The sequence below is a fragment of the Streptomyces sp. NPDC027189 genome (assembly GCF_055566975.1).
The window spans coordinates 31,633-52,930 of the sequence record NZ_JBVHRI010000036.1 but is presented as its reverse complement, the minus strand read 5'-3'; the positions used below and the strand labels follow the sequence as shown (position 1 = coordinate 52,930).

Below are 21,298 nucleotides of genomic sequence, written 5' to 3'. Positions count from 1 at the left end.
ATCAGCGGTTCCTGCGACTCTGAACTGCCCAACACCACACAGCCGTTCCGTTCCGTGTCACCACGCGCCAAGAGCTCATGACGCGATCATGTCTGGTCTCGTTCGAGGCGTCGCCAGCAGATGAGGCTGCAGGCGAGGGAGATGAAGGCGTCGTGAAATTCGGTGCGGCGTTCCCAACGGACACGCCTACAACATCTTGTTAAGGCCTCTGAAGAGGGCGGAGAACCTCTCGTTCCGCGGCTGCATCCTGCCGGCCCGTGGGAGACCCTCGTGGGCCGACGGTGCCGCCGTACGCGGCGCACCGCCGCTTCGCGAGGCGGTTGTCCGTCCACAGCGGACGACAAAAGGAAAGGCAAGGAGGTTACCCACTCCTTGCCACTCTCAACATATAGCGCACCGGGGGCCTTGCGGCAAGACCCCCATCGTGCCGCAGAATCTCCGGCCGAGGCCAGAACGTGCGGAAATGGGAGTCGCAGAGTGCGTGTGTTGTTGTCGACGTATGGGTCGCGCGGGGATGTCCAACCGATGGCGGGACTCGCGGTGCAGTTGCGGGCACTCGGCGCGGAGGTGCGGGTGTGCGCGCCGTCGGACGAGGAGTTCGCGAAGCTGCTGGCCGGTGTCGGCGTGGAGTTTGTTCCGGCCGCCGAGCCGGTACGCACGCTGGTGACCGGGACGACGCCGCTGCCGGAGGGCCTGCCCCAGCGCGCGGCCGCGTTGGTCTCCGCGCAGTACGAAGCGGTCGCCGCGGCGGCCGAGGGATGTGACGCGGTGGTGGCGACCGGCCTGGTCCCGGCCGTGGCCGGAGCGCGGTCAGTGGCCGAACAACTGGGCATCCAATTCGTGTACGTGGCCTACTTCCCGACCATGCTGCCGTCGCCGCACCACGCGCCGCACCCGCTGCCGGGCCGGCCGTTCCCACCGGACATGACCGACAACCGGGCGCTGTGGGACCTGAACGCCCAGAGCTTCAACGCGCTGTTCGGCCCAGGGCTCAACGCTCACCGGGTGTCGATCGGCCAGCCGCCGGTGGACGACGTCCGCAGCCATGTTTTCACCGACCGGCCGTGGCTGGCGGCGGACCCGATCCTGGGGCCGTGGCAGGAGCCGGCGGACCTCGACGTGGTGCAGACCGGCGCGTGGATCCTGCCGGACGAACGGCCGCTCCCGGCCGAGTTGACGGCGTTCCTGGAGATCGGCGAACCACCGGTGTACGTGGGCTTCGGCAGCATGCCCATGCGCGAATCGAAGGATGCCGCCCAGGTGGCCATCGAGGCGGTGCGCGCGCAGGGCCGCCGCACGATCGTCGCCCAGGGCTGGGCCGATCTTGGCCTGGTCGACGACCGGGACGACTGTTTCGCCGTCGGCGAGGTCAACCAGCAGGCGCTGTTCGGCCGGGTGGCCGCGGTCGTGCACCACGGCGGCGCGGGCACCACGACGACGGCCGCCCGGGCCGGCGCGCCCCAGGTGGTCGTACCCCAGATCGTGGACCAGCCGTACTGGGCCGGCCGAGTGGCCGACCTGGGCATCGGCGCGGCACACGCCGGTCCGACTCCGAACTTCGAGTCCCTGTCGGCCGCGCTCAGGAAGGCCCTGACGCCCGAGACGCGCGCACGAGCGAGGGCCGTGGCCGGCACGATCCGCACCGACGGGGCGACGTTGGCCGCGAAGCTGCTGCTCGAAGCGATCAGCCGAGAAAGGCCGCCCATGTCCGCGTGAACCACGCGGGATCGTCGAGCCAGGACCCAGAACCCGAGAACCTGCACACCCTGGCGAGCTGAACCGACCACGGCCACGGGGGCCACGTCGGGCGGAGCGTTGCTCGTCATGGCCCCCAGGTTCGTCACGTCGGTCCAGACGCCTTGCTGCACGCAATGGTCGCCAGTGACCTCAGATCGGAGCCAACATCGTGAACCTCCTGACTACCAGGGCGTTTGACCTTCCCGACCACCTCTCCCCCAAGGCCGACCCGACGCTGATCGCCGGCGATGAGCAGCACTTCGCGGCCGTCGCGGAGTGCCTCGATCAGTCGATCGCCGATGTGTCCGACCGCCTCGATGCCGAGCGCAGGGCGCCCGGCGGCCTAGGCCAGCAGGCGATGGACCGGGACATGGAGGTCCACCGGTTGACCGCTCGTCTGCGCGCACTACGTCGCTTCGGTCTGGACCTGTGCCTCGGACACATGGTCAGCGCAGACGACCCCGAGCCCGTGTACGTCGGACGACTTGGCCTTACGGACAGCGCGGGTCGTCGGCTGCTGGTCGACTGGCGCTCCCCCGCGGCTGAGCCATTCTTCGGAGCGACCCACGCCAACCCGATGGGTCTGGCGAGCCGGCGCAGGTATCGCTGGACCCGCGGCCGGATCAGCGACTACTGGGACGAGGTGTTCACCTCGGACGGGTTTGCCGGGCACGCCGCGCTCGACGACCAGTCCGCCTTCATCGCCAGCCTGGGCAGCAACCGGTCGACCCGGATGCGAGACGTGCTCGGCACCATCCAGGCCGACCAGGACGCCATCATCCGGGCGGGATCCCGCGGCGCTCTCGTCGTCGACGGCGGTCCGGGTACGGGGAAGACCGTCGTCGCTCTGCACCGCTCCGCCTACCTCCTCTACTCCGACCCTCGCCTCGGTCACCGTCGGGGCGGCGTGCTGTTCGTCGGTCCGCACCGGCCCTACCTGGCCTACGTCGCCGATGTTCTCCCCAGCCTCGGTGAGGAGGGCGTGCAGACCTGCATCCTGCGGGACCTCGTCGCCGAGGGAGCCGCGGCAGCGGTCGAGGCCGACCCGGACGTGGCCCGCCTGAAGTCGTCCGCGAACCTGGTGAAAGCGATCGAGACGGCCGTCAGGTTCTACGAGGAACCGCCCACCAAGGGGATGACGGTCACGACCCACTGGTCCGACATCCGGCTGAGCGCCGACGACTGGGCCGTGGCGTTCGAAGCGGCAGAACCCGGTACCCCGCACAACGAGGCGCGCGACCAGGTCTGGGAGGAGCTGCTCACCATCCTGGAGGACAAGCACGACGACGCCCCGGCCGACCTGCTCCGCAAGTCGCTTCTGCGGAACACGGAACTGCTCACGGCCTTCAACCGCGCGTGGCCGCTGCTCGAAGCGGCCGACCTCGTCGGAGACCTGTGGTCGGTACCCGCGTACCTGCGGATGTGCGCTCCCTGGCTCGACCGCGATGACGTTCAGAAGCTCCAGCGCGCGGACGCCCAGGCCTGGACGGTGTCCGACCTGCCGCTCCTGGACGCGGCACGGCAGCGGCTCGGCGACCCGGAGGCGTCGCGCCGCAAGCGTCGGCAGGAGGCCTCTGTCGCCGCCGAACGCGCACGCAGGGCCGACGTCATCGACGGCCTGCTGCAGAACATCGTGATCGACGAGAGCGAAGGCGCGGTGGGAATGCTGCACGGACGGGACCTGCAGGACACCCTGATCGACGAAAGCGCACTGCCCGCCACCGAACCCGACCTGCTCGCCGGCCCGTTCGCCCACATCGTCGTGGACGAGGCTCAGGAACTGACCGACGCAGAGTGGCAGATGTTGCTGCTCCGGTGCCCTTCCCGGAGCTTCACCATTGTCGGGGATCGCGCCCAGGCCAGGCACGGGTTCACGGAGTCGTGGCAGGAACGGCTCGAGCGGATCGGGCTCGACCGGATCAACCTGGCCGCTCTGAGCATCAATTACCGGACGCCGGAAGAAATCATGACGGAAGCCGAGCCGGTCATCCGGGCCGTGCTCCCGGACGCCAACGTGCCGACCTCCATCCGCAGCAACGACATCCCCGTCGTACACGGATCTGCTGCGGATCTGGGCTCGATCCTCGACACCTGGCTCGCCTCACATGCCGACGGGATCGCCTGCGTCATCGGCGATCCCACATTCCGGGAGACGTCCCGCGTCCGGTCGCTGTCCCCGGAGCTGTCGAAGGGGCTCGAGTTCGACCTGGTCGTCCTCATCGACCCAGAGGAGTTCGGCAAGGGCATCGAAGGAGCGGTCGACCGCTATGTCGCGATGACCCGAGCGACCCAGCAACTCGTCATCCTCACGAGCTCCTGACGCCGGCCGGACGAAAGCCCACTCCCAGCCGAGTTGGAGGCATTCCTGGACGCCGACGCACCACCGGTGTCCGTGGGCTGCGGCAGCTTGCCCATGCGCGCCGCTGCGCACGTCGTCCGGGTGGCCATCGAGGCGGTGCGCGCGCAGGGCCACCGAGCGACACGGTGGTCTGCGTATCTGCGAGGCCCGGCGTTCTGCCCGACAACAGCTGAGCCGCCTGCAGCGTGCTGCACATCATGCGTGCTCAATCACACCCTTATGACTGGGCGCTTCCCTTGGTTGTGGCCGCGCTTCCGTGATGGCTACGACATGGGTACGCGCGACCTTGCTCTGAGTAGCGCTACTCATGCCCGGCCCACTGCTCGCGCCCACACTGCGAACATGAGGCAACATTCCAGGGAGAACCAGCTTGTTGGACGGATCCGGCGACCCATTCGCGCCCGGCGTGGCGCGGCGCTGGCGGCACTGTGCGCGCTTGCCCTCGCCGCCTGCGGCACCGATCGAGCGGGCGACAGGGCTCCGAAGGCCGGACTCGACGACCGGGTCGAGGCCGGCTCGTCCGCAGCCTCCGAAGCCGGGTCCAACGACACCGAGTTCCTCGCATTCATGGAACTTCTCAACTCCCTTGCCGAGCCGTGCCTGACGGACCTCCCGGTCTCCGAACCGCCGAAGGAGCCGGATCCGTCGGAGCCGCCCACCACTCCCCTGCCCGAGCTGTCCGTCCCCGACGAGCCGCCGCCCACTGGTGAACCCAGAGACCCCAAGGCCGTCGAGCAGCCCGTGGTGCTGAGCTCCGCGGAGAAGTGCGAGGCCCGCATCCACGCCCGCCGCATCACGAAGGCTCTCGAGGGCACGCGCGACCAGACGCCACGCCAGGTCAGAGAGGTCCTGCGCAGCCTCGGCTACATCGACGAGCGGATCCACGGCCCGCAACACTCAGGGGAGAGCGTGGCGTTCACCCTCGACCTGCGCGTGCTGGGCGGCCAGCTGTGCCTGTTCGGCAGCGTCACCAGTACCAGGACCCTCGTCGAACCGTACGGCGCTTCTTCGGAAGTAGGCTGCTTGGATGTGCAGCGCCACCGCTGAACAGAGTCGCTCCGCAGCTGCCGGGCAGCAGGAAAGGAGACTGCCTGATCTCTCAGTCGATGAGCGCGGTGCCGTAGTTCGCCCGCATGAAGAGCCGGAAGAACCTCCGCGACTGCCGCCCGAAAACGGCAGCGTCAACCACGCCATGCTCGGCATTGCCCACCTGCGCAACCTCACCCTCACCGGGTGAGCAAGCATTGCGAACAGGTCAGATGACACGTCGAGCTGCCCCGAGTTTCGTAGCGGCTGATCTTGTGTGTTTCAGGCCGCGTTCGGGTTGGTCATGAAACGGTAGGAGGCCGCCTCGAACTCCTCTGGTGGGAGATAGTCGAGTGCGGAGTCCAGGCGCTCGGCGTTGTACCAGCCGACTCACTGCACGACGGCGCGTTCGACCTGGTCAGCGTCCCGCCAGGGCCCTTGAAGCACTGCGCCGGTGTCTCGCCACCCTCAGAGGTACGGCGGGCCGCTCCCAGATCAACAGGCGTGGCGACTGGTTTTTTCGGTGTGGGCTATTGAACTGGATATCGAGGGAGTCGGGGATGCCACTTCGATTCGCCCTGATGCGGCGGGGAGGGTTGCCTTCTCATGTCGGATTCACCCCGGTTCGAACGCTGGGTGCGGGGCACTCGGAACGAAAGCGGAGCACAGATCCGCCAGGCACGACATACGGAAAAGGGGAAACGGCGGGAATCCCTGCCGTCCTCTGTTTGACGGAGGAGTTGTTTTCGAGTGACTGATCATGTGTGGAACTACAAGTCGACCGCGGGCCGCGTGACGGACGCCGACCTCACTGGCTACAAGGTCGAGGCCACCGACGGGAGCATTGGCAAAGTCGACAAGCACTCCGACGAGGCCGGTGCCGCCTACCTGGTAGTAGACACCGGCGTGTGGATCTTCGGCAAGGAAGTACTGCTTCCGGCGAGCACGGTGGTCAGTATCGACCCGGACGAGCAGAAGATCTTCGTCGACCGCACCAAGGAGCAGATCAAAGATGCCCCGGAGTTCGTCCGGGACAAGCACCTTGGTAACCCCGACTACCATGACGAGCTGAGCACCTACTACGGCACCGGCATCCCCTTCGGCGGATCGCACTCGTAACCCAACATCCTTGTCAGGAGTGTGGCTCCGGGACTTTACCGGGTTCCGGCTAGCGGCCCACCAAAATTTCGTAACGCTCCTCCAGGATTGGAGGGCATCTATCCGCAGCCTCCCTCCGAAGACGCCATCCCGTCACTGATGCGCACAGGCCCGGGGTATTTTCCCTTGGGCAATTTGCGCAGAGTTCGAAGCGGTGACAGGAAGTTTGGGAGGAAGCTCAGCGTCATGCCGACTGCGCCGATCCACAATGTGGCTGTTGCTCCGAACACCGAGCCCGAGGCTCCAGCCAGGACTCCACCCAGAGGAAGGCCGCCCCAGGACACGAATCGGGCGGTCGCGCTCATGCGGCCCAGGAGTCGATCCGGTGTGAGGGCCTGTTGGAAGCTTGACTGAGCCACCACGCGGACGACTCCACCCAGCGAAAGAGCCGCGAGTCCGATCGCCGCGACATACACGCTCCAACCAGGTCGCGCCACCGGCATCAGGGCTGTCAGGGGACAGGTGGCCAGTGGCGAGAGCCAGATGACCGGACCTTGTCCGAGCCGCTTCGAGACCCTGGTTGCCAACAGTGCGCCCGCCAAGGCACCACAACCCATTCCCGACAGAATGAGGCCGATACCGAAGGACCCGAGGCCTATCTCCCTTTCCAAGAAGACCAGCAACATGGTTTGATACATGACCAGAAAGAGGTTGAATATCGCATCCCCCAGTATGGTTGCGCGTAGGACAGAATGCTTGAGAACGAACTTCAACCCCTCCTTGATATCTCGACGCAATTGACGGCGCTCGCTTGGCTCTGGCTCCTGTTCACGTTTGCGGATACTGATCGCGAGCAGACCCGATACGGCCATCCCGACCGAACTTGCCAAAAGCGTTGCAGGGGCCCCGACCCAGCCAACCAGTGGGCCTGCTACCGCCGGACCACTGATACTGGTCACCGAGCGTATTGCCGAGAGTTTTGAGTTCCCTTCGACAAGATTGCCGCGTCCCACCAAGTGCGGCAGATAGCTGACGTACGCGACATCGAAGAAGACAGTCAGCACTCCATGAACCAAGGCGACTGCGTAGAGCCAACAGATTGTCAGAAGGTCTGCCCACCACGCCATCGGTACCGTCAAGAGGACCAGCGCCCTCACAAGATCGGTGCTGATCATCACCGATCGCTTCCGCATGCGATCCACCCACGCGCCTGCCGGTAGTCCGACCAGGAGCGAGCCTGCCGTGGTCATCGCTGTCAGTAATCCCACCTGCAACTCATCGGCATTCAATGCCACGATTGCAATCAGCGGCAACGCCAGAAAAATAATGCGATCGCCCAGCTGGCCGAGCGCTGTGGCGGCAAACAAACGCCCGAAGTCCGGATCGCGCAAGAGTCCGAGCCGGGAGGGTAATGACATTCGAGTTACCTACTGTCGGCTTTGAAATGTCGCTCTACTGGCTTCAACGGCTACGGCTGGTCGACTGCGAACTCGTAGGCCACTTCCCGGCACACGTCCGGAATGAAGATGTCGGCCGTTTCCACCGGACGTCCGTCGGTGTCGTAGATCGTCCGCTCGATCTGGAGCACCAGGTCCCCGACGCTGATCCCCAGGAGGTTCGCCTGTGCCTGGGTGGCACGAGCCGGGCGCGGCAGTTCGACCACGGTCTCGATGACCACGCCGATGGAGCGCATGCGGTCGACCACCCCCTTTCCCGCGAGGGGGCCCATCTCGGGCAATACGATCGGCGTTCCGTCGGTGATGGCCATCGGCTCCCAGGATTCGGAGAGCTGGACGGGTTGCCCGTCGGCGAGGAACTCGTAGTGCGTGTTGACGCAGAGGTCTCCGGGGCTGATGGCCAGCCGCTCGGCGATTGCCTCGGGGGCGGGGACGCGCGCCTGGCTGTGCGAATCCCAGGCACCGGCCTTGCCCCGCTCCTTCATGCCGGCGCGGGAGAGGGAGCCGCCCCGGCGTTCGCGGTGCCGCGAGCGGACCATCCGCAAGCGCTCGCGCGGCATGCGGACATAGGTGCCCGAGCCCGCGCGTCCCTCGAGGAGGCCCTTGATGATCAAGTGATCCATGGCCCTCTGCGTGACATTGCGCCCCACTCCGTACTCCTCGGCGAGCCGCGTCCGAGACGGCAGGCGCTCCCCGATCTCCCACTCTCCGGCGAGAATCCGTGCGCGCAGCGCGTCGGCTACTGCAAGGTACGGCGCCTCTCGGGGCATTTGCGACTCTCCGGTTGCTCTGCTGCGCGGCAGCTGGTGATTCCAGGCGGCGTTGGCAAGCTACTGCACCAGGCGAAAGCTACTGGAGTAGAAATACGCTCGGTGCTAAAAGGCGGCTACGGAGGTTCGCTCGATGCGAATCAGTGAGGTCTTTCAGCGTTGCCGCAGCGGTCCTCACCCTGCAGCGGCAACGCTGAAAGACCTCAGTATTGCGCTGCCCGCGCGGCCTACAACGGCCAACAAAATGAGGTGGCTCGGCCCTGACGGCGGGTCTGGCCAGGGAGTTGAGCGTTAGCTCCGGTACAAAATCTGGGCTTCGGCTCGGGCATGACCTGCTGGTGCAGGCTGCGGGACTCGAATGAGGCCGACGTGTAGCAGCGGTTCCACGAGGTCGCGCCGGCCGAACTCTACGCGGCCTCCCGGCTGGGCTGGTCCCGCTGCGTTGTCGACTCCTCCCAAGTCAGGGCTTTGGAAGGGGGAGTCACACAGGTCGGTCGCCGATCGACCGGGGCCGGGCCGGCTCGAAGCACGACCTGATTTCCGACAGGTGATCAAACGAACCTCGTCCGGCTGCACTGCTTCCTGCACCTGCGGATGGGAGCGGCGAGCCGACATCCACGAAGCGTTCTTCAAACTCGCCTGCCGCCTCATCACTCACCGACAACTCGGCTGCTGATCGCCGCACGACGACTTGTGGAGACGGACCGAACCGCTGCTGCCGCCCTGGCCCGCACGATCGCCGGGGCCGAAACCGGTGCCGGACCGGCTTGGCCTGCAGGGCATCCTGTACGTCCTGCACCAGGACATCGCCTGGCTGCTGCTGCCGCTCGAGATGGGGTTCGGCTCCGGACAGACCTCCTGGCGGCGCTTGGATCGCCGGCAACAGGCCGGAGTCTTCGAGCAGTTGCGCCGTGTTCTGCTTGCCGGGCTGCACGCGGCCGGCGAACTCGACTGTTCGCGTGCGTGCGTGGAGGGCTCTCACGTCCGCGCGAACAAGGGGGAGCCGCGACCGGTCCGTCGCCGGGCGATCGCCGTAAGACGGGCAGCGAACACCACCTGATCTGCGACAGCAAGGGCATCCCGCTCCACGTCGTCACAACCGCCGCCGACGTCACCGACGTCACCCAGACCCTCGCCCTGGTCGACGGCATCCCACCGGTGGCCTGACGCTCGGGCCGTGCGCGCAGGCGACCGGATTCCGTGCTGGGCGACAAGGCGTATGAGTCCCGGACCGTGCGGCGTGAGCTGCGGCGCCGCCGGATTCTGCCGGTGATTCCCCGCAAGAGAGCCCCGAACATCAAGGGTCCGGGCAAGCTCCGCTACGTAGTCGAGCAGACCTTCGCCCTGCTCCACCAGTTCAAGCGGCTCGCCGTGCGCTGGGAACGACGACTCGAACTCCACGACGCCTTCGTCCCGCTGGCCTGCGGACTGATCTGCTGGCGCCGCCTCAAGAACGCCAACTCATGATCGTGGTACGAACTCATAGGTCGTGGCCTCGCCTGAAGTCACAGCCATGTCGTCGCCAGCCATGTGGTCAGGGCCGCAGCGAGTACGAGCGTGATGTTGAGGGCGACCTGGCGGTCTCCGCGGTTCAGGTGAACCCTGGTCGCGCCGATCTGCAGGACCACGAACCCGATGGCCGCGGCCAGGGCCAGGGCCAGCCAGGGCGCGATGCCGGTCAGCGGCGCAAGGATCAGCCCGATCGCGCCGAGCACTTCGATCACCCCGATGGCCCTGACGGCCGGCATCGGCGTGCTGTCCACCCAGGCCATTATCGGTCGGAGCTGCTCACGGCTCTGGACCACCTTCACTCCGCCCCCGTAGAGGTAGAAGAGAGCGAGCAGTCCGGCAACGATCCAATATGCGACGTTCACGATTCCCGTCCGCCCCGAGCGTTGGCGAAGTCGGTGGCGGGCTCGGTGGCGTACCGGCTCATCGTTTGGAGGTTCGCCTGTGGGGTCAGCGCCTGGCCGTCGGCGAACATGTCCTGCAGGTCCCGGAAGTACTGCACGTACAGGTCCGGCGTGAACGTGCTCAGCATGACGGCCGGTTGGTCGGTCATGTTGGCGAAGGTGTGCGGGGCTCCGGGCGGGACCATCACGAGCGTGCCCGCGGTCGCGTCGTAGTCCTTCTCTCCCACCGTGAACCGCACCGTGCCGCAGATGATGTAGAAACCCTCGTCGTGCTGGGCGTGACGGTGCTGCGGCGGTCCGGGCGTGTGCGGCGCGAGGACGGACTCGGCGATCCCGAGGCGGTGCCCGGTGTTGCTGCCGTCCTCGAGGACGCGCATCCGAGTGGTGCCCAGGACGATCGTCTCGCCGTCGCCCGGACCGACCACCGATACGGCGGGGTCGGCAGTCGGCTCACTGGTCTTCGGTTCGTCAGTCATGCTTCGATTCCACTGCCGGGGCTCTGGGACTGTCCAAGACCCATTCCAAGACCTCGATACCGTACGGGTATCGTTGCAGCATGGAGCTACGCACGCTGCGCTATTTCGTGGCGGTCGCCGAGGAACTCCACTTCGGCCGGGCCGCGGCCCGGCTGCACATGAGCCAGCCGCCGCTGAGCCGGGCGATCAAGCATCTGGAGACCGAGGTCGGCGCCGCGCTGTTCGAACGGTCCTCCGCCGGCGTCACGCTCACTCCGGTGGGGGCGGTACTGCTCGATGAGGCGCGTGCCCTGCTCGACCAGGCCGACCGGGCACGCGTACGCGTGGCCGCCGCGGCCGGCGCCGCGACCCTCACCGTCGGCATCCTGGGTGACACCACCGACCCGGGCGCGACCCGGCTCGCCCGCGACTACCGCCGGCGGCACCCGCACGTCGAGGTCCGTATCCGCGATACCGACCTGACCGATCCCACCTGCGGACTGCACGCCGGACTGGTCGACATCGCCCTGACCCGCGGGCCGTTCGACGAGACCGGACTGACCGTGCACGAGCTGCGCGCCGACCCGGTGGGAGCGTTGCTGCGCGCCGACGATCCGCTGGCCCGCCGCGACCGTCTGAAGCTGGCCGACCTGGCCGACCGGCGTTGGTTCCTGTTCCCGGAGGGCACCGACCCCCTCTGGCAGTCGTACTGGAACGGCGGCGAACCTCGCGAGGGTCCGGTGGTGCGCGCCGTCCAGGAATGTCGGCAAGCCGTTCTCTGGAACGGCACGGTCGGCATGACTCTCGTGGACCACGAGCCGGGAGGGGGGCTCACCGTAGTGCCGCTGATCGACATGCCGCCCAGCCGCGTGATGGCGGCATGGAACGAGGGCGACACGAATCCGTTGATCCGCTCGTTCGTCCAGATCGCGACCGCCGCCTACCACGACTGAGCGTCTCACCGGCGGCACCGAGTACGACCAGTACGACATGTGCGAACCCCACGCCCCAATCCTCCCCAGCCCTGGGGCCGGGAGACGGCCCGGGCTACGACCGCAGAACCGGCTCGACCGTCCCCAAGGCTCTCCCGTGACTGCTGATCGTCATCGTCGGGAACTGTCCGTGGTCGATGGTCAGCCGAATATCGGCTCGACTTCTCTGTCCAGGCAGAGCCTCATGACGGCGACCAGCTGGCGAGTGTCGTCGATGCGCCGCCGGAGCACAGGATCGCTGTGCTGCGCCGCACCCACATCTGGCGAAGGCTCTGTGACGACGATGGCTTGGAGGACCGTTGACTGCCGCCCTCCCGGGGCACCCACCGGGGGAATCAAGCGAATGAGGGCGAACCTCGTCCTCGCATGCGAGGCCCGGGCACGGGCAGCGCCGAGGTTCGTGGTGCTCGAACGGACCTGGTGAGCCTGCGCTGTGTCAGCCGACGATGCTGAAACGGCACCACAATCCCGTAGAGCGGACCATGATCCCGTCGGGCGGGCCATGCCGTCCGGCGCACGCGGCCGGGTCTGACCGCGCGGCGATGGAAACCGGCGGGGTACAACCCAGGCGCCCGACGGCGCAGCCTGATGGAGGTCCGCACGGTAATGGCGCGTGCGGCGGTCAGCTGCCACGCTCTGATCGGCCCGCCCGATCGTCCTGAACCGGCGTCACGACGTTGGCCAGGGGCATACCGGCCGCATATCGGGCCAGCTGGTCGCGAATAAGCGCCAGGGCTCGAGGGCGGAAGGCAGAGGTGGTTGCGGCCGCATGCGGGCTGATCAGCGTGTTGGGTGCCGTCCACAGCGGGTGACCGGGCGGCAGGGGCTCCGGGTCCGTCACGTCGAGTGCCGCACGCAACCGTCCGCTCTGCAACTCACCGACCAATGCGGTGGTATCCACCACCGGACCCCGCGCGATGTTGACCAGGAGGGCGCCGTCCTTCATCCGAGCAAGGAACTGTGCGTCGGCCAACCCGCGGGTGGCATCGGTGAGGGGCACGGTCAGCACCACCACGTCGGCCTGCGGCAGCAGGGACGGCAGCTCTTCTATGGCGTGCACCGGGCCTTGGGAAGTCTGCCGCCCAGTACGGGCCACGCGCAGCACGCTGCACTCGAACGGCGTCAGCCGGGCTTCGACGGCGGCGCCGATAGACCCGTAGCCGAGCAGCAGGACCGTTCGGTCGGCCAGTGCGGGCCGGAAACCGGGCTGCCAATGCTGCGCGTCCTGGGCTCGGACGAAGTCCGGGATACCGCGCAGTGAGGCGAGCGTCAGCGCCATCGCGTGTTCGGCTGTGCTCGCGGAGTGGACATGTCTGGCGTTGCAGAGCGTGACTCCGGCGGGCAGCCGCGGCAGCACGTCGTCCACACCGGCGTTCAAGGACTGCAGCACACGCAAGCTCGGCAGCGCCGCAAGCAGCGGCAGTGCTTCGGTGGTGAAGGTGTAGGGGATGACGAAGAACTCGACGGCCTTCAGTCCCTGGCTGCTGGGGAGCTGTCCGGTGCCGTCCCAGACAAGCGCATGCCATCCCGGAGGGAGACCGCCGAGGTCGGCCGGTGTGAACGGCAACAGGGCTCTAGCCCTGTCGGACGTCTCGACGGAAGTCATCGGCTGGACCTCCTGGCCTGACGACCGGTTGCGGCCAGGTTGTCAGAGCCGGTCGGGCACCTGGCCCGGACAGTTCGTACGCGCGCCGCGATACGGAGCGGCAGGCGCTGGTGGACTTGTACCAGTGTTCCACCGCCACCTCAGGGAGGCTCGTTGGCCGGCATGGTCGGCGGTTCGCGCGTGGTGATCGTGATGGGCGTGTCGGCGTCCGGGAAGTCCACCGTCGGCGCGCGGCTCGCGGAGCAGCTCGGCGTGCCCTTCCTGGAGGGCGATGACCTCCACCCCGCGTCCTACCGCGCCAAGATGGCGTCCGGACACCCCCTCGACGACGCAGATCGCCGGCCTTGGCTGGCGGCTCTCACGGAGTGGATTCGAACGACAGCGGCAGGGGGACACGGAGGTGTCGCCACATGCTCCGCGCTCAAGCGCACGTACCGCGACCAGTTCCGGCCCACGGGAGCGGACGTGTGGTTCGTCTACCTGGCTCTTGATCGTGAGATTGCCGCGGAGCGGATCGCACAGCGGCTGGGGCACTTCATGCCTCCGAAGTTGTCGACTCCCACTACGACATCTTGGATCCGCTGCAGGCTGATGAGCCGGGCGTCACCATCGACGCATCCGGCAGCCCGGCGCAAGTCGTCGCAGCGGCGCTGCACGCAGCGGCCGAGCAAGGCGATCATGTCCGCGACCTGGACGTCTCGCCCGGCCCGAGCCCGGCGGGACGGAGTCTGACCCTCGACTTACGCTGATCAGGGGGGTGCATTCGGGTGAACGCACGCCGGAAGGGGCGCCCCGATGGACGACTACCCACTGATCGAGAACCACGGCCTGCTCGGCGATCTGCAGACTGCGGCGCTGGTGACCACCGATGGGACGGTCGACTGGTTCTGCGTTCCGCGATTCGACTCCCCCAGCGTGTTCGGCGCGCTTCTGGACAAGGGCAAGGGCGGGCACTGCACGGTCCGGCCGAAGCACGCGACCTACACGACCAAGCAGTTGTACCTGCCCGACACGGCGATTCTGGTGACCCGATTCATGACCGAGGCAGGCGCAGGGGAGGTACTCGACTTCATGCCCGTGACCGGTACGACGGTCACCCCCAGGCACCGGTTGGTCCGCATGGTCCGCTGCGTCCGCGGCGGCATGACGTTCGACGTCGAGATCGCACCGCGGTTCGACTACGGACGCAAGGCCCACAAGTTGCACATGACCGAGCACGGAGCGGTGTTCGTCTCGGACGACGGCACAGAACTCACCGTGCACGCCATCCGTGAACCGGAGGACGAGCGCATACTGGATGTCCTCTCGGACCGGCAGGACGACCTGCACTTCACAGTGACCCTGCAGGCGGGCCAGGAACGCGGGCTGATCCTGGAGTCGGCCGCCGATGGGCCGCCCAAGGAGATCCGCCTCGCCGAGTACTGGCAACTCTTCGACGACACCGTCATGTTCTGGCGCTCCTGGCTCGGCCAGTCGCAGTACTCGGGGCGCTGGCGAGAGTCCGTGGAGCGCTCCGCGATAACACTGAAGCTCATGACCTACGCCCCCAGCGGCGCCCTGGTGGCCGCCCCGACGGCAGCGCTCCCGGAGCAACTGGGCGGCGAGCGCAACTGGGACTATCGCTTCACCTGGGTCCGTGACGCCTCCTTCTGCGTGTACGCCCTGCTTGGACTGGGCTTCACCGAAGAGGCCAGGGCGTTCATCGTGTGGCTGGGCGACCGGGTCAAGGAGCGGGCCGGCAGCGACGGGGACTCCGGCCCCCTCAACATCATGTACAAGGTCGACGGCTCCTCGGACCTGGAAGAGCAGATTCTCGACCACTGGGAAGGCTATGCGGGCTCCGCGCCGGTGCGGATCGGCAACGGCGCTGCCACGCAGCTTCAACTCGACGTCTACGGCGAGGCTCTGGACAGCATCTACTTCGCGCACCGGCACGGGATCCAGCTGGGTCACCGGGGATGGACGTCGCTGCTGACGAACCTCGACTGGCTGGTCGACCACTGGGACCAGGCGGGCGAGGGCCTGTGGGAGACCCGCGGCGGCCGCAAACACTTCACGTACGGACGGGTGATGTCGTGGGTGGCCTTCGACCGCGCTCTGCGGCTCGCCGAGTCCAACGGCCGACCGGGCGCGGCCGCACGCTGGAGCGCCGCACGGGACGCGATCTACGAGCAGGTCATGACCAAAGGGTGGAGCGAGGGACATCAGGCCTTCGTCCAGCACTACGGCAGTGATGTACTGGACTCCTCGCTGCTGCGCATGTCGACGGTCGGGTTCATCATCCCCGAGGATCCGATGTGGCTGTCGACCCTCGACGCCATGGAACAGGAACTGGTCAGCGACAGCCTGGTCTACCGCTACAACCCCGAGGCCTCGCCCGACGGCCTGCGGGGCTCGGAGGGAACCTTCTCGCTGTGCACGTTCATGTATGTCGACGCCCTGGCGCGCGCGGGGCGAACCAACAAGGCGAGGCTGGTGTTCGAGAAGATGATGGGGTACGCCAACCATCTCGGCCTGTACTCGGAGGAGATCGACTTGACGGGCCGTCAACTGGGCAACTTTCCACAGGCGTTCACCCATCTTGCCCTTATCGACGCGGCCATCACCTTGGACGCGGCTCTCAACCGGCGGTAGTCGGATCCGGTTCAGTGGTCGGACAGCCGCCCGGTGCGGTTCCGAGGAGCTCGAGCGTTGCGCCCTCCTGAGCGGTGACCGGCAGGCCTCGGTGACCGGTTCGAGAAGGCCATCACGCCGTACGGCGAACAGGGTTTCGCACCGTGGCGGGCGCGGGGCCGACCCGGGCCGTACGTGGAAGCGGGCGCCCCGCTCATGGCGGGCCGCCGGGGCGTGGTGGACGAGTTCTGGGCCGAAGACGGTGTCACCAGCCGTGTAAGGGGCAACGACGCCCGGCTGTCGGGTGGCGGGCCGCACGGTAGACCGGGCCCTCGACACTGTCCTCCGTGACGATCGCGGCGAGCGCGTTGAAGTCGTCGTCCGTGAGCAGGAAAACCGACGTGACACCCTCCAACCGGGCTCGCGGATCGGTGGCCGCGGCCATGAGCTCCCCGCCGGCCCGTTCGATCCCCGCTTCCCTAATCCGGGCGACGCCCAGCCCGGCGCCCACCGGCCTCGCCGTCAGTGCGTAGATCATGACCGTTCCGGCCATCACCAGGTAGGTGAGGGGAAGGATCTTGTCTGCGCCGCACAGTCCGGCGGTGCTCAGCGAAGCGGACAAGGTCGTGGCGGTGGACGCGGCGACGATGTCACGCGGGGCCATCCAGCCGTTGAAGGCGCGTTCGAGGGCGACGAGAACCGTCCCGATGGCGGACAGCAGGCCAACCAGCGGTCTGACCAGCAGGACGAGCGCGGCGACGAGTCCGAGCGCGGGCAGCAGCTGCGGAGCGACAGACTTCGGCATCACTGTGGCCGAGATGGAGATGAACAGGGCCTCTACACATCCCGGACCTCTTCGTGCGTTGCTCGCCACCCGGGCTCGAGGCGGTCGAGGAGAAGACGGAAGGCCGTGGTGGCTCGGTCCCAGTCGCCGGTTGCCAGCGGCGCGAGGAGAAGGCCGAATATGGCGTCGACGAGCAGGGTGGCCTCGCGCCTGGCGCGCTCTTCGGGCATGCCCAGGCCCCTGAAGAGCGTGGTCATCAGGTCCGTCCACTCGGTGAGGAGATCACGCATCAACGGCCCGTACCGGTCGGGATGCAGCAGGCTTGTGGTCATGATCTCGAAGTACAGCGGGAGCGCCGCACGCAGGTCAGGGGTGGCGAACTGCTGCCACCGCTCTTCGAGGAAGCTGCGCAGGCCGGCAACATCCTTCGGCGGGCCGACCGTGGCCAGAACCTCCCGGCCCCTCAGGAGCGGTCGCCTCTCGTCGATGGCGAGGGCCTCCGAGATGAGTCGTTCCTTGGTCCCGAAGTAGTAGAGGAGCATGCGGTCGCTGGTACCCAGCGACCGCGCCAGCGGGCGCAGGGACAGGTCGGACAGCCCGTTCTGAAGCACATATGCGCGAACGCGGTCAAGTAGTTCCCGGCGTTTGGCCGGGTTGGACGGTCGCGGCATGGACGCCTCCTGACGCGCGGTGACGAGCACACGACACCCATATGTCCAATATGCCCTGATTGCTCTCTTTACTGTAGCACCTGTTACATGTATCCTATTTATGTAGCAGGTGCTACGCGAAAGGTAAGCCCAGCGGAGCAGTCGTCTGATCTCAAGGAACGCGACTTCGCCCCGGGCAACCGGGCCACTCGACACCGCAGAAGGGACTGATCACCATGGTCCGCCCGACCGATGGCCTCACCGCCGGTCTGTCGACCGGCGTGCAGCAGGAGGAATGGGTGGCGAAGGACGCCTCGACTTCATGGTTCGCACGACAGCGTGGCCTGTGGGCACGCACCCTGGCGCCCCTGCGCCCACTGGACGCACCGGCCGCGCGTGCCACGCCCTTCGAGGCGTCCTGGCCACTGGCGCGAGACCTCAGATCAGTGGGCCGGGCCCGGCGAGCGGTGACGGGGCGCCTTGACGAGTGGAACCTGGGCCACCTGACCGAAACCGCCGAGCTGCTGGTCAGCGAACTGGTCACCAATGCCCTGCGCCACGCGCCCGGCCCAGTACGGCTCAACCTGCGGGTCACCGTCAACGGCCTGCGGTGCGAAGTCGAAGACACGAACCTGGCCACCCCCATACGGCGTTTCGCCGCCCCGGATGCGGAAGGCGGTCGCGGTACCGAACTCCTCGATCTGCTCAGCGACGGCTGGGGCAGCCACGACACGGGGATCGGCAAGACCACCTGGTTCGAACTGACCGCTCCCTTCTGTCAAGGGACCGCAGAAGAAGCCGGTGAATCGGCGACGGTGGGACCGTGACAGCAACGGCTGTCTTCAGTCGTGGCAGCCGCGGTGCTCGCAGCTGTCGTCCCACGTGGCTGCGAGCCGACTGACCGGTCCGGTCGGCTCGCCCACCGGCGGCACGGCGCGGCCGGGCGGCAGCAACTCGGCCGCCAGCTCACTCATCTGCTGCCGGAGTGTGTCCGCCCGTTCCTAGGCCTCGGTGGTGCGGTGCAGGGCGGCTCCCGCGGCGTTGGAGAAACCGATCACCTGGCTGAAGCGTTTAACGAGCCCGGCCGCGGCCCATTCCCGGGCGGCCCCCTCATCGGCGAGGACTGCACGGAGGATGCGCAAGTGGCCACCGATGCGGTCCGCCAGGTCATCCGCCCGTGCATTCGTTGCCTTGGCCCGGCAAGCCTGGTGGGTCGTGCGCTGCCGGTAGTGGGCATGGGCGGCCACCGGCCGGCGTGATCAAATACGCGGGCGGGGACTCGTGGGAAAGGTGATGAGGCACGGTGGGGTCGGCGGAGCACAAGGCGATAGGCGCCGTGGCATGGCTGCTGATCGCTGTTGTGGCTCTCGTGTTCGGGGCGGCTACGGCCTTCGAGATCCGCGGAGCGCTGGAGCGGGAGCGGGAGTTCCGTGCCGCGCCGGCGTGCGCCTCGGTCCCAGTGAAGGCGTCGGGGTGCCTGTGGGAGCAGGAATTCACCGTTCGCAAGGCCCACACGCACCGCGGAGAGCGGAGGGTGTCGCCGGAGGCGGAGTTGTTGCTGCCATCCGGTAAGCCGTGGAAAGTGACGTTCCGGCAAACTGATCCGGTCGTGTCGGAGATGGAGCCGGACGACAAGGTCGTCGGCCTGATCTGGCACGGGCAGGTCGTCGAGGTACGGGACGCCGACGGACGGCGGCAGCAGACGTCCTCCGGGCCCGTGGGGTGGCCCGAGGACCGCCTCGGCGGCGCGATCGCCTGTATCTCGTTCGGCCTGACCGCCCTCGTCGGAGCGCTGTGGCCACTCCTCGCGCCGGGCAACCGGCGTCACGCGACAGCAGCGACCGTGGTGCGGTGGCACGGCGTCGGCATGGGCGTCGCAGCCATCCTGACGCTCTGGGCGCAGTCGGCCAACGACTGGCCGATGTGGGCGATCCCGGCCATCTGGGGACCGCTCGCGCTGCTCCTCCTGGCCTCCATGGTGGCCTTCGCCATCGCCGCCCTCCGCGGCGACTTGGACGACGACGCCCCGTCCACCCCACGGGTACCGCCGCCACAGCCCCCGCCGCCGATGGGCCGACCGGACGGGACAGCAACGGGCGCAGGCAACAGTCACTCCTGATCCGGGATGCAGTCGGCCTGTGATGCGCGGGGGTCGCGGGCAGAGGACCATTCACGCCTCCAAGCCTCGAGCCGGGCAACAACCGAGCCGGTCTCGTGATCAGGCGGGACGTCTACGGGCCGGCATCCCGGAGCCGCGGGACGCACCGGCGGCGAGCAGGCGCCGCGCCTCCGAGTCGGTCTCATCCGAAGGACACGGCCTAACCGTGGCCTAACCGGCGTCCAACGGCCGTTCGAAGAAGGTCTCCAGAACCACCGTTGCCTGCGTCCCGCTGACCCCTTCGATCGCGTACAGGCGGCGCAACACGTCCTGGAGCCGCTCAGTGGTCGCGGTGCGCACCTTCACCAGGACGGCCGCTCTGCCCGCGATGACGTGCGCCTCCTGGATCTCCGGCACGGCGGCGAAGTCCTCGGCCCGGTCGCCCATCCAGGCTGTCGAGTCGACCAGCACGAAAGCGAGGACCCCGCGCTCGAGCGCCGCGGGGTCGACGTCGACCGTGGTGGCCCGGATGACCCCCTGCTCGCGCAGCTTGCGCACACGCTCATGCGCGGCACCCGCCGACAGACCGACGGCCTTGCCCAGTGCGGCGTACGACTGGGTGGCGTCCCGCTGGAGCAGCGCGATCAGGTGACGGTCGATGTCATCCACTGACTTCATGCAACGACCATACTTGGTTCGGCCGTTTGCGTGCTACGTTGAATCACATTCTGGTCATTCCTCTGAGAGGACGCCATGTCCGCCAACGGGCTGTACGAGATCCTGGACGACCGCTTCCGTACCGGACGCTGTGCGAACGGCGACAGCAGGCTGGAGGTCCTGCACGACTGCTGCCGCTGGGCCGAGGGCCCGCTGTATCTCCCCGCCTGGCGCCAGCTGATCTGGAGCGACATCCCGAACGACCGCATTCTGCGCTGGGACGAGGCCACCGGCACGGTCGGCGTCTTCCGCACCCCGGCCGGCCACAGCAACGGCAACACCCTCGACCGACAGGGCCGCCTGGTCACCTGCGAGCAGGGCAACCGCCGAGTCACCCGCACCGAGCCCGACGGGACCGTGACCGTCCTCGCCGACCAGTACGCCGGCAAGCGGCTCAACAGCCCGAACGACTCCGTCGTACGCTCCGATGGCACGATCTGGTTCTCCGACCCGGACTTCGGCATCACCAGCGACTACGAGGGCCATCGCGCCGACTCCGAGATCGGGGCGTGCAACGTGTACCGGATCGACCCCGCGACGGGGGACGTGCACCTCGCCGCCGACGGGTTCGCGGGGCCCAACGGCGTCATCCTGTCCCCCGACGAGAAGCGGCTGTACGTCTCCGACTCGCGGGCCGCCCGGATCCACATGTTCGACATCCGCGAGGACGGCACGCTCTCCGACGGGAAGGTCTTTGCCGAGGGCCGGGGGGACGTCCACTTCGACAACATCCGACTCGACGACGAGGGCCGCCTGTGGGCCGCCGCTCTGGACGACGGCGTCCACTGTTACGACCCCGACGGCACCCTCATCGGACGGCTGCGCGTGCCCGAGCCCGTCTCCAACATCGCCTTCGGCGGCCCGAAGAACAACCGCCTGTTCATCACCGCCACCACCTCCCTGTACTCGCTGGTGATGTCGGTGACCGGGGCGCCTCGCCTCTAGGCGCCGGCCAGTTGGGGCCGAGGAGTCTTTGGACTGCGGCGGTGACGGTGTCCGCGGCGGAGCGGGGCGTCCGCTGCG

The 21,298-nt window shown here is 67.7% G+C and carries 21 protein-coding genes and 3 pseudogenes; 14 read left to right on the top strand and 10 right to left on the bottom strand.

Going from position 1 to position 21,298, the window contains the following annotated elements; translation table 11 throughout:
- Window positions 1-525: 525 nt before the first annotated feature.
- From ACZ4RZ_RS44940 to ACZ4RZ_RS44915, 6 genes and pseudogenes are all read left to right on the top strand, one after another.
- Window positions 526-1,716, top strand: a complete 1,191-nt coding sequence (locus ACZ4RZ_RS44940; RefSeq protein ID WP_467753350.1) for a glycosyltransferase — start codon at window positions 526-528, stop codon at window positions 1,714-1,716.
- Between the two features lie 190 nt (window positions 1,717-1,906).
- Entirely contained in the window at window positions 1,907-4,057 is a 2,151-nt protein-coding gene (gene helR, locus ACZ4RZ_RS44935; protein ID WP_467753349.1) for an RNA polymerase recycling motor ATPase HelR, read from the top strand.
- Between the two features lie 6 nt (window positions 4,058-4,063).
- Window positions 4,064-4,213: pseudogene (locus ACZ4RZ_RS44930) on the top strand (glycosyltransferase); the annotation flags it as partial.
- Window positions 4,214-4,438: 225 nt separating this feature from the next.
- Complete coding sequence (locus ACZ4RZ_RS44925) at window positions 4,439-5,143, top strand: hypothetical protein (RefSeq protein WP_467753348.1); 705 nt, start codon at window positions 4,439-4,441, stop codon at window positions 5,141-5,143.
- Window positions 5,124-5,333, top strand: a complete 210-nt coding sequence (locus ACZ4RZ_RS44920; RefSeq protein ID WP_467753347.1) for a hypothetical protein — start codon at window positions 5,124-5,126, stop codon at window positions 5,331-5,333. Before ACZ4RZ_RS44925 ends, ACZ4RZ_RS44920 begins: the two co-directional genes overlap by 20 nt.
- 539 nt (window positions 5,334-5,872) lie before the next feature.
- A complete protein-coding gene (locus tag ACZ4RZ_RS44915; protein ID WP_467753346.1) occupies window positions 5,873-6,241 on the top strand; it encodes a PRC-barrel domain-containing protein in 369 nt (122 codons plus the stop codon).
- 98 nt (window positions 6,242-6,339) lie between these two features.
- Here the strand turns inward: ACZ4RZ_RS44915 and ACZ4RZ_RS44910 are convergent, their stop codons facing one another.
- Together ACZ4RZ_RS44910 and ACZ4RZ_RS44905 are read right to left on the bottom strand one after the other, a co-directional pair.
- Window positions 6,340-7,611, bottom strand: a complete 1,272-nt coding sequence (locus ACZ4RZ_RS44910) for an MFS transporter (protein WP_467753345.1) — start codon at window positions 7,609-7,611, stop codon at window positions 6,340-6,342.
- Window positions 7,612-7,688: 77 nt separating this feature from the next.
- Window positions 7,689-8,447, bottom strand: a complete 759-nt coding sequence (locus ACZ4RZ_RS44905) for a GntR family transcriptional regulator (protein ID WP_467753344.1) — start codon at window positions 8,445-8,447, stop codon at window positions 7,689-7,691.
- Between the two features lie 303 nt (window positions 8,448-8,750).
- Here ACZ4RZ_RS44905 and ACZ4RZ_RS44900 point away from each other — a divergent pair.
- Together ACZ4RZ_RS44900 and ACZ4RZ_RS44895 are read left to right on the top strand one after the other, a co-directional pair.
- Window positions 8,751-8,992, top strand: a pseudogene (locus ACZ4RZ_RS44900) (IS5/IS1182 family transposase); the annotation flags it as partial.
- A gap of 146 nt (window positions 8,993-9,138) precedes the next feature.
- A pseudogene (locus ACZ4RZ_RS44895) lies at window positions 9,139-9,914 on the top strand (IS5 family transposase).
- A 38-nt stretch (window positions 9,915-9,952) separates the two neighbouring features.
- Here ACZ4RZ_RS44895 and ACZ4RZ_RS44890 read toward each other — a convergent pair.
- Window positions 9,953-10,321 carry a DoxX family protein gene (locus tag ACZ4RZ_RS44890; protein WP_467753343.1) on the bottom strand — a complete coding sequence of 123 codons (369 nt, stop codon included), beginning with the start codon at window positions 10,319-10,321 and terminating at the stop codon, window positions 9,953-9,955.
- Window positions 10,318-10,836, bottom strand: coding sequence for a cupin domain-containing protein (locus ACZ4RZ_RS44885; RefSeq protein ID WP_467753342.1), 519 nt, complete (start codon window positions 10,834-10,836; stop codon window positions 10,318-10,320). Before ACZ4RZ_RS44885 ends, ACZ4RZ_RS44890 begins: the two co-directional genes overlap by 4 nt.
- An 80-nt stretch (window positions 10,837-10,916) precedes the next feature.
- On the opposite strand from ACZ4RZ_RS44885, the gene ACZ4RZ_RS44880 reads away from it, so the two are divergent.
- On the top strand, window positions 10,917-11,768 hold the full coding sequence (locus ACZ4RZ_RS44880; RefSeq protein ID WP_467753341.1) for a LysR family transcriptional regulator: 852 nt from the start codon (window positions 10,917-10,919) through the stop codon (window positions 11,766-11,768).
- Between the two features lie 661 nt (window positions 11,769-12,429).
- Here the strand turns inward: ACZ4RZ_RS44880 and ACZ4RZ_RS44875 are convergent.
- Window positions 12,430-13,413, bottom strand: a complete 984-nt coding sequence (locus tag ACZ4RZ_RS44875) for a 2-hydroxyacid dehydrogenase (RefSeq protein ID WP_467753340.1) — start codon at window positions 13,411-13,413, stop codon at window positions 12,430-12,432.
- Window positions 13,414-13,575: 162 nt separating this feature from the next.
- Between ACZ4RZ_RS44875 and ACZ4RZ_RS44870 the strand changes: the two genes are divergently transcribed.
- Together ACZ4RZ_RS44870 and ACZ4RZ_RS44865 are read left to right on the top strand one after the other, a co-directional pair.
- Window positions 13,576-14,145, top strand: a complete 570-nt coding sequence (locus tag ACZ4RZ_RS44870) for a gluconokinase (protein WP_467753376.1) — start codon at window positions 13,576-13,578, stop codon at window positions 14,143-14,145.
- Between the two features lie 63 nt (window positions 14,146-14,208).
- Complete coding sequence (locus ACZ4RZ_RS44865; protein WP_467753339.1) at window positions 14,209-16,047, top strand: glycoside hydrolase family 15 protein; 1,839 nt, start codon at window positions 14,209-14,211, stop codon at window positions 16,045-16,047.
- Window positions 16,048-16,291: 244 nt separating this feature from the next.
- Here the strand turns inward: ACZ4RZ_RS44865 and ACZ4RZ_RS44860 are convergent, their stop codons facing one another.
- Both ACZ4RZ_RS44860 and ACZ4RZ_RS44855 read right to left on the bottom strand, forming a co-directional pair.
- The gene (locus tag ACZ4RZ_RS44860) at window positions 16,292-16,831 is read right to left on the bottom strand and encodes a hypothetical protein (RefSeq protein ID WP_467753338.1); all 540 of its coding nucleotides are present in this window, start codon (window positions 16,829-16,831) and stop codon (window positions 16,292-16,294) included.
- 32 nt (window positions 16,832-16,863) lie between these two features.
- Complete coding sequence (locus ACZ4RZ_RS44855) at window positions 16,864-17,481, bottom strand: TetR/AcrR family transcriptional regulator (RefSeq protein ID WP_467753337.1); 618 nt, start codon at window positions 17,479-17,481, stop codon at window positions 16,864-16,866.
- A 215-nt stretch (window positions 17,482-17,696) separates the two neighbouring features.
- Here ACZ4RZ_RS44855 and ACZ4RZ_RS44850 point away from each other — a divergent pair, with 215 nt between their 5' ends.
- Window positions 17,697-18,287, top strand: a complete 591-nt coding sequence (locus ACZ4RZ_RS44850; RefSeq protein WP_467753336.1) for an ATP-binding protein — start codon at window positions 17,697-17,699, stop codon at window positions 18,285-18,287.
- Window positions 18,288-18,302: 15 nt separating this feature from the next.
- Here the strand turns inward: ACZ4RZ_RS44850 and ACZ4RZ_RS44845 are convergent, their stop codons facing one another.
- Window positions 18,303-18,434: a hypothetical protein gene (locus ACZ4RZ_RS44845; RefSeq protein ID WP_467753335.1), complete on the bottom strand. Its 132-nt coding sequence runs from the start codon at window positions 18,432-18,434 to the stop codon at window positions 18,303-18,305.
- 27 nt (window positions 18,435-18,461) lie between these two features.
- Complete coding sequence (locus tag ACZ4RZ_RS44840) at window positions 18,462-18,602, bottom strand: hypothetical protein (RefSeq protein ID WP_467753334.1); 141 nt, start codon at window positions 18,600-18,602, stop codon at window positions 18,462-18,464.
- Between the two features lie 161 nt (window positions 18,603-18,763).
- Between ACZ4RZ_RS44840 and ACZ4RZ_RS44835 the strand changes: the two genes are divergently transcribed.
- Complete coding sequence (locus ACZ4RZ_RS44835; protein WP_467753333.1) at window positions 18,764-19,579, top strand: hypothetical protein; 816 nt, start codon at window positions 18,764-18,766, stop codon at window positions 19,577-19,579.
- Window positions 19,580-19,789: 210 nt separating this feature from the next.
- On the opposite strand, the gene ACZ4RZ_RS44830 is transcribed toward ACZ4RZ_RS44835, so the two are convergent.
- On the bottom strand, window positions 19,790-20,227 hold the full coding sequence (locus tag ACZ4RZ_RS44830; RefSeq protein WP_467753375.1) for an Lrp/AsnC family transcriptional regulator: 438 nt from the start codon (window positions 20,225-20,227) through the stop codon (window positions 19,790-19,792).
- 84 nt (window positions 20,228-20,311) lie between these two features.
- Between ACZ4RZ_RS44830 and ACZ4RZ_RS44825 the strand changes: the two genes are divergently transcribed.
- Window positions 20,312-21,220 (top strand): SMP-30/gluconolactonase/LRE family protein, encoded by a 909-nt coding sequence (locus ACZ4RZ_RS44825; RefSeq protein ID WP_467753332.1) that lies wholly within the window; start codon window positions 20,312-20,314, stop codon window positions 21,218-21,220.
- The last annotated feature ends 78 nt before the right edge of the window (window positions 21,221-21,298 follow it).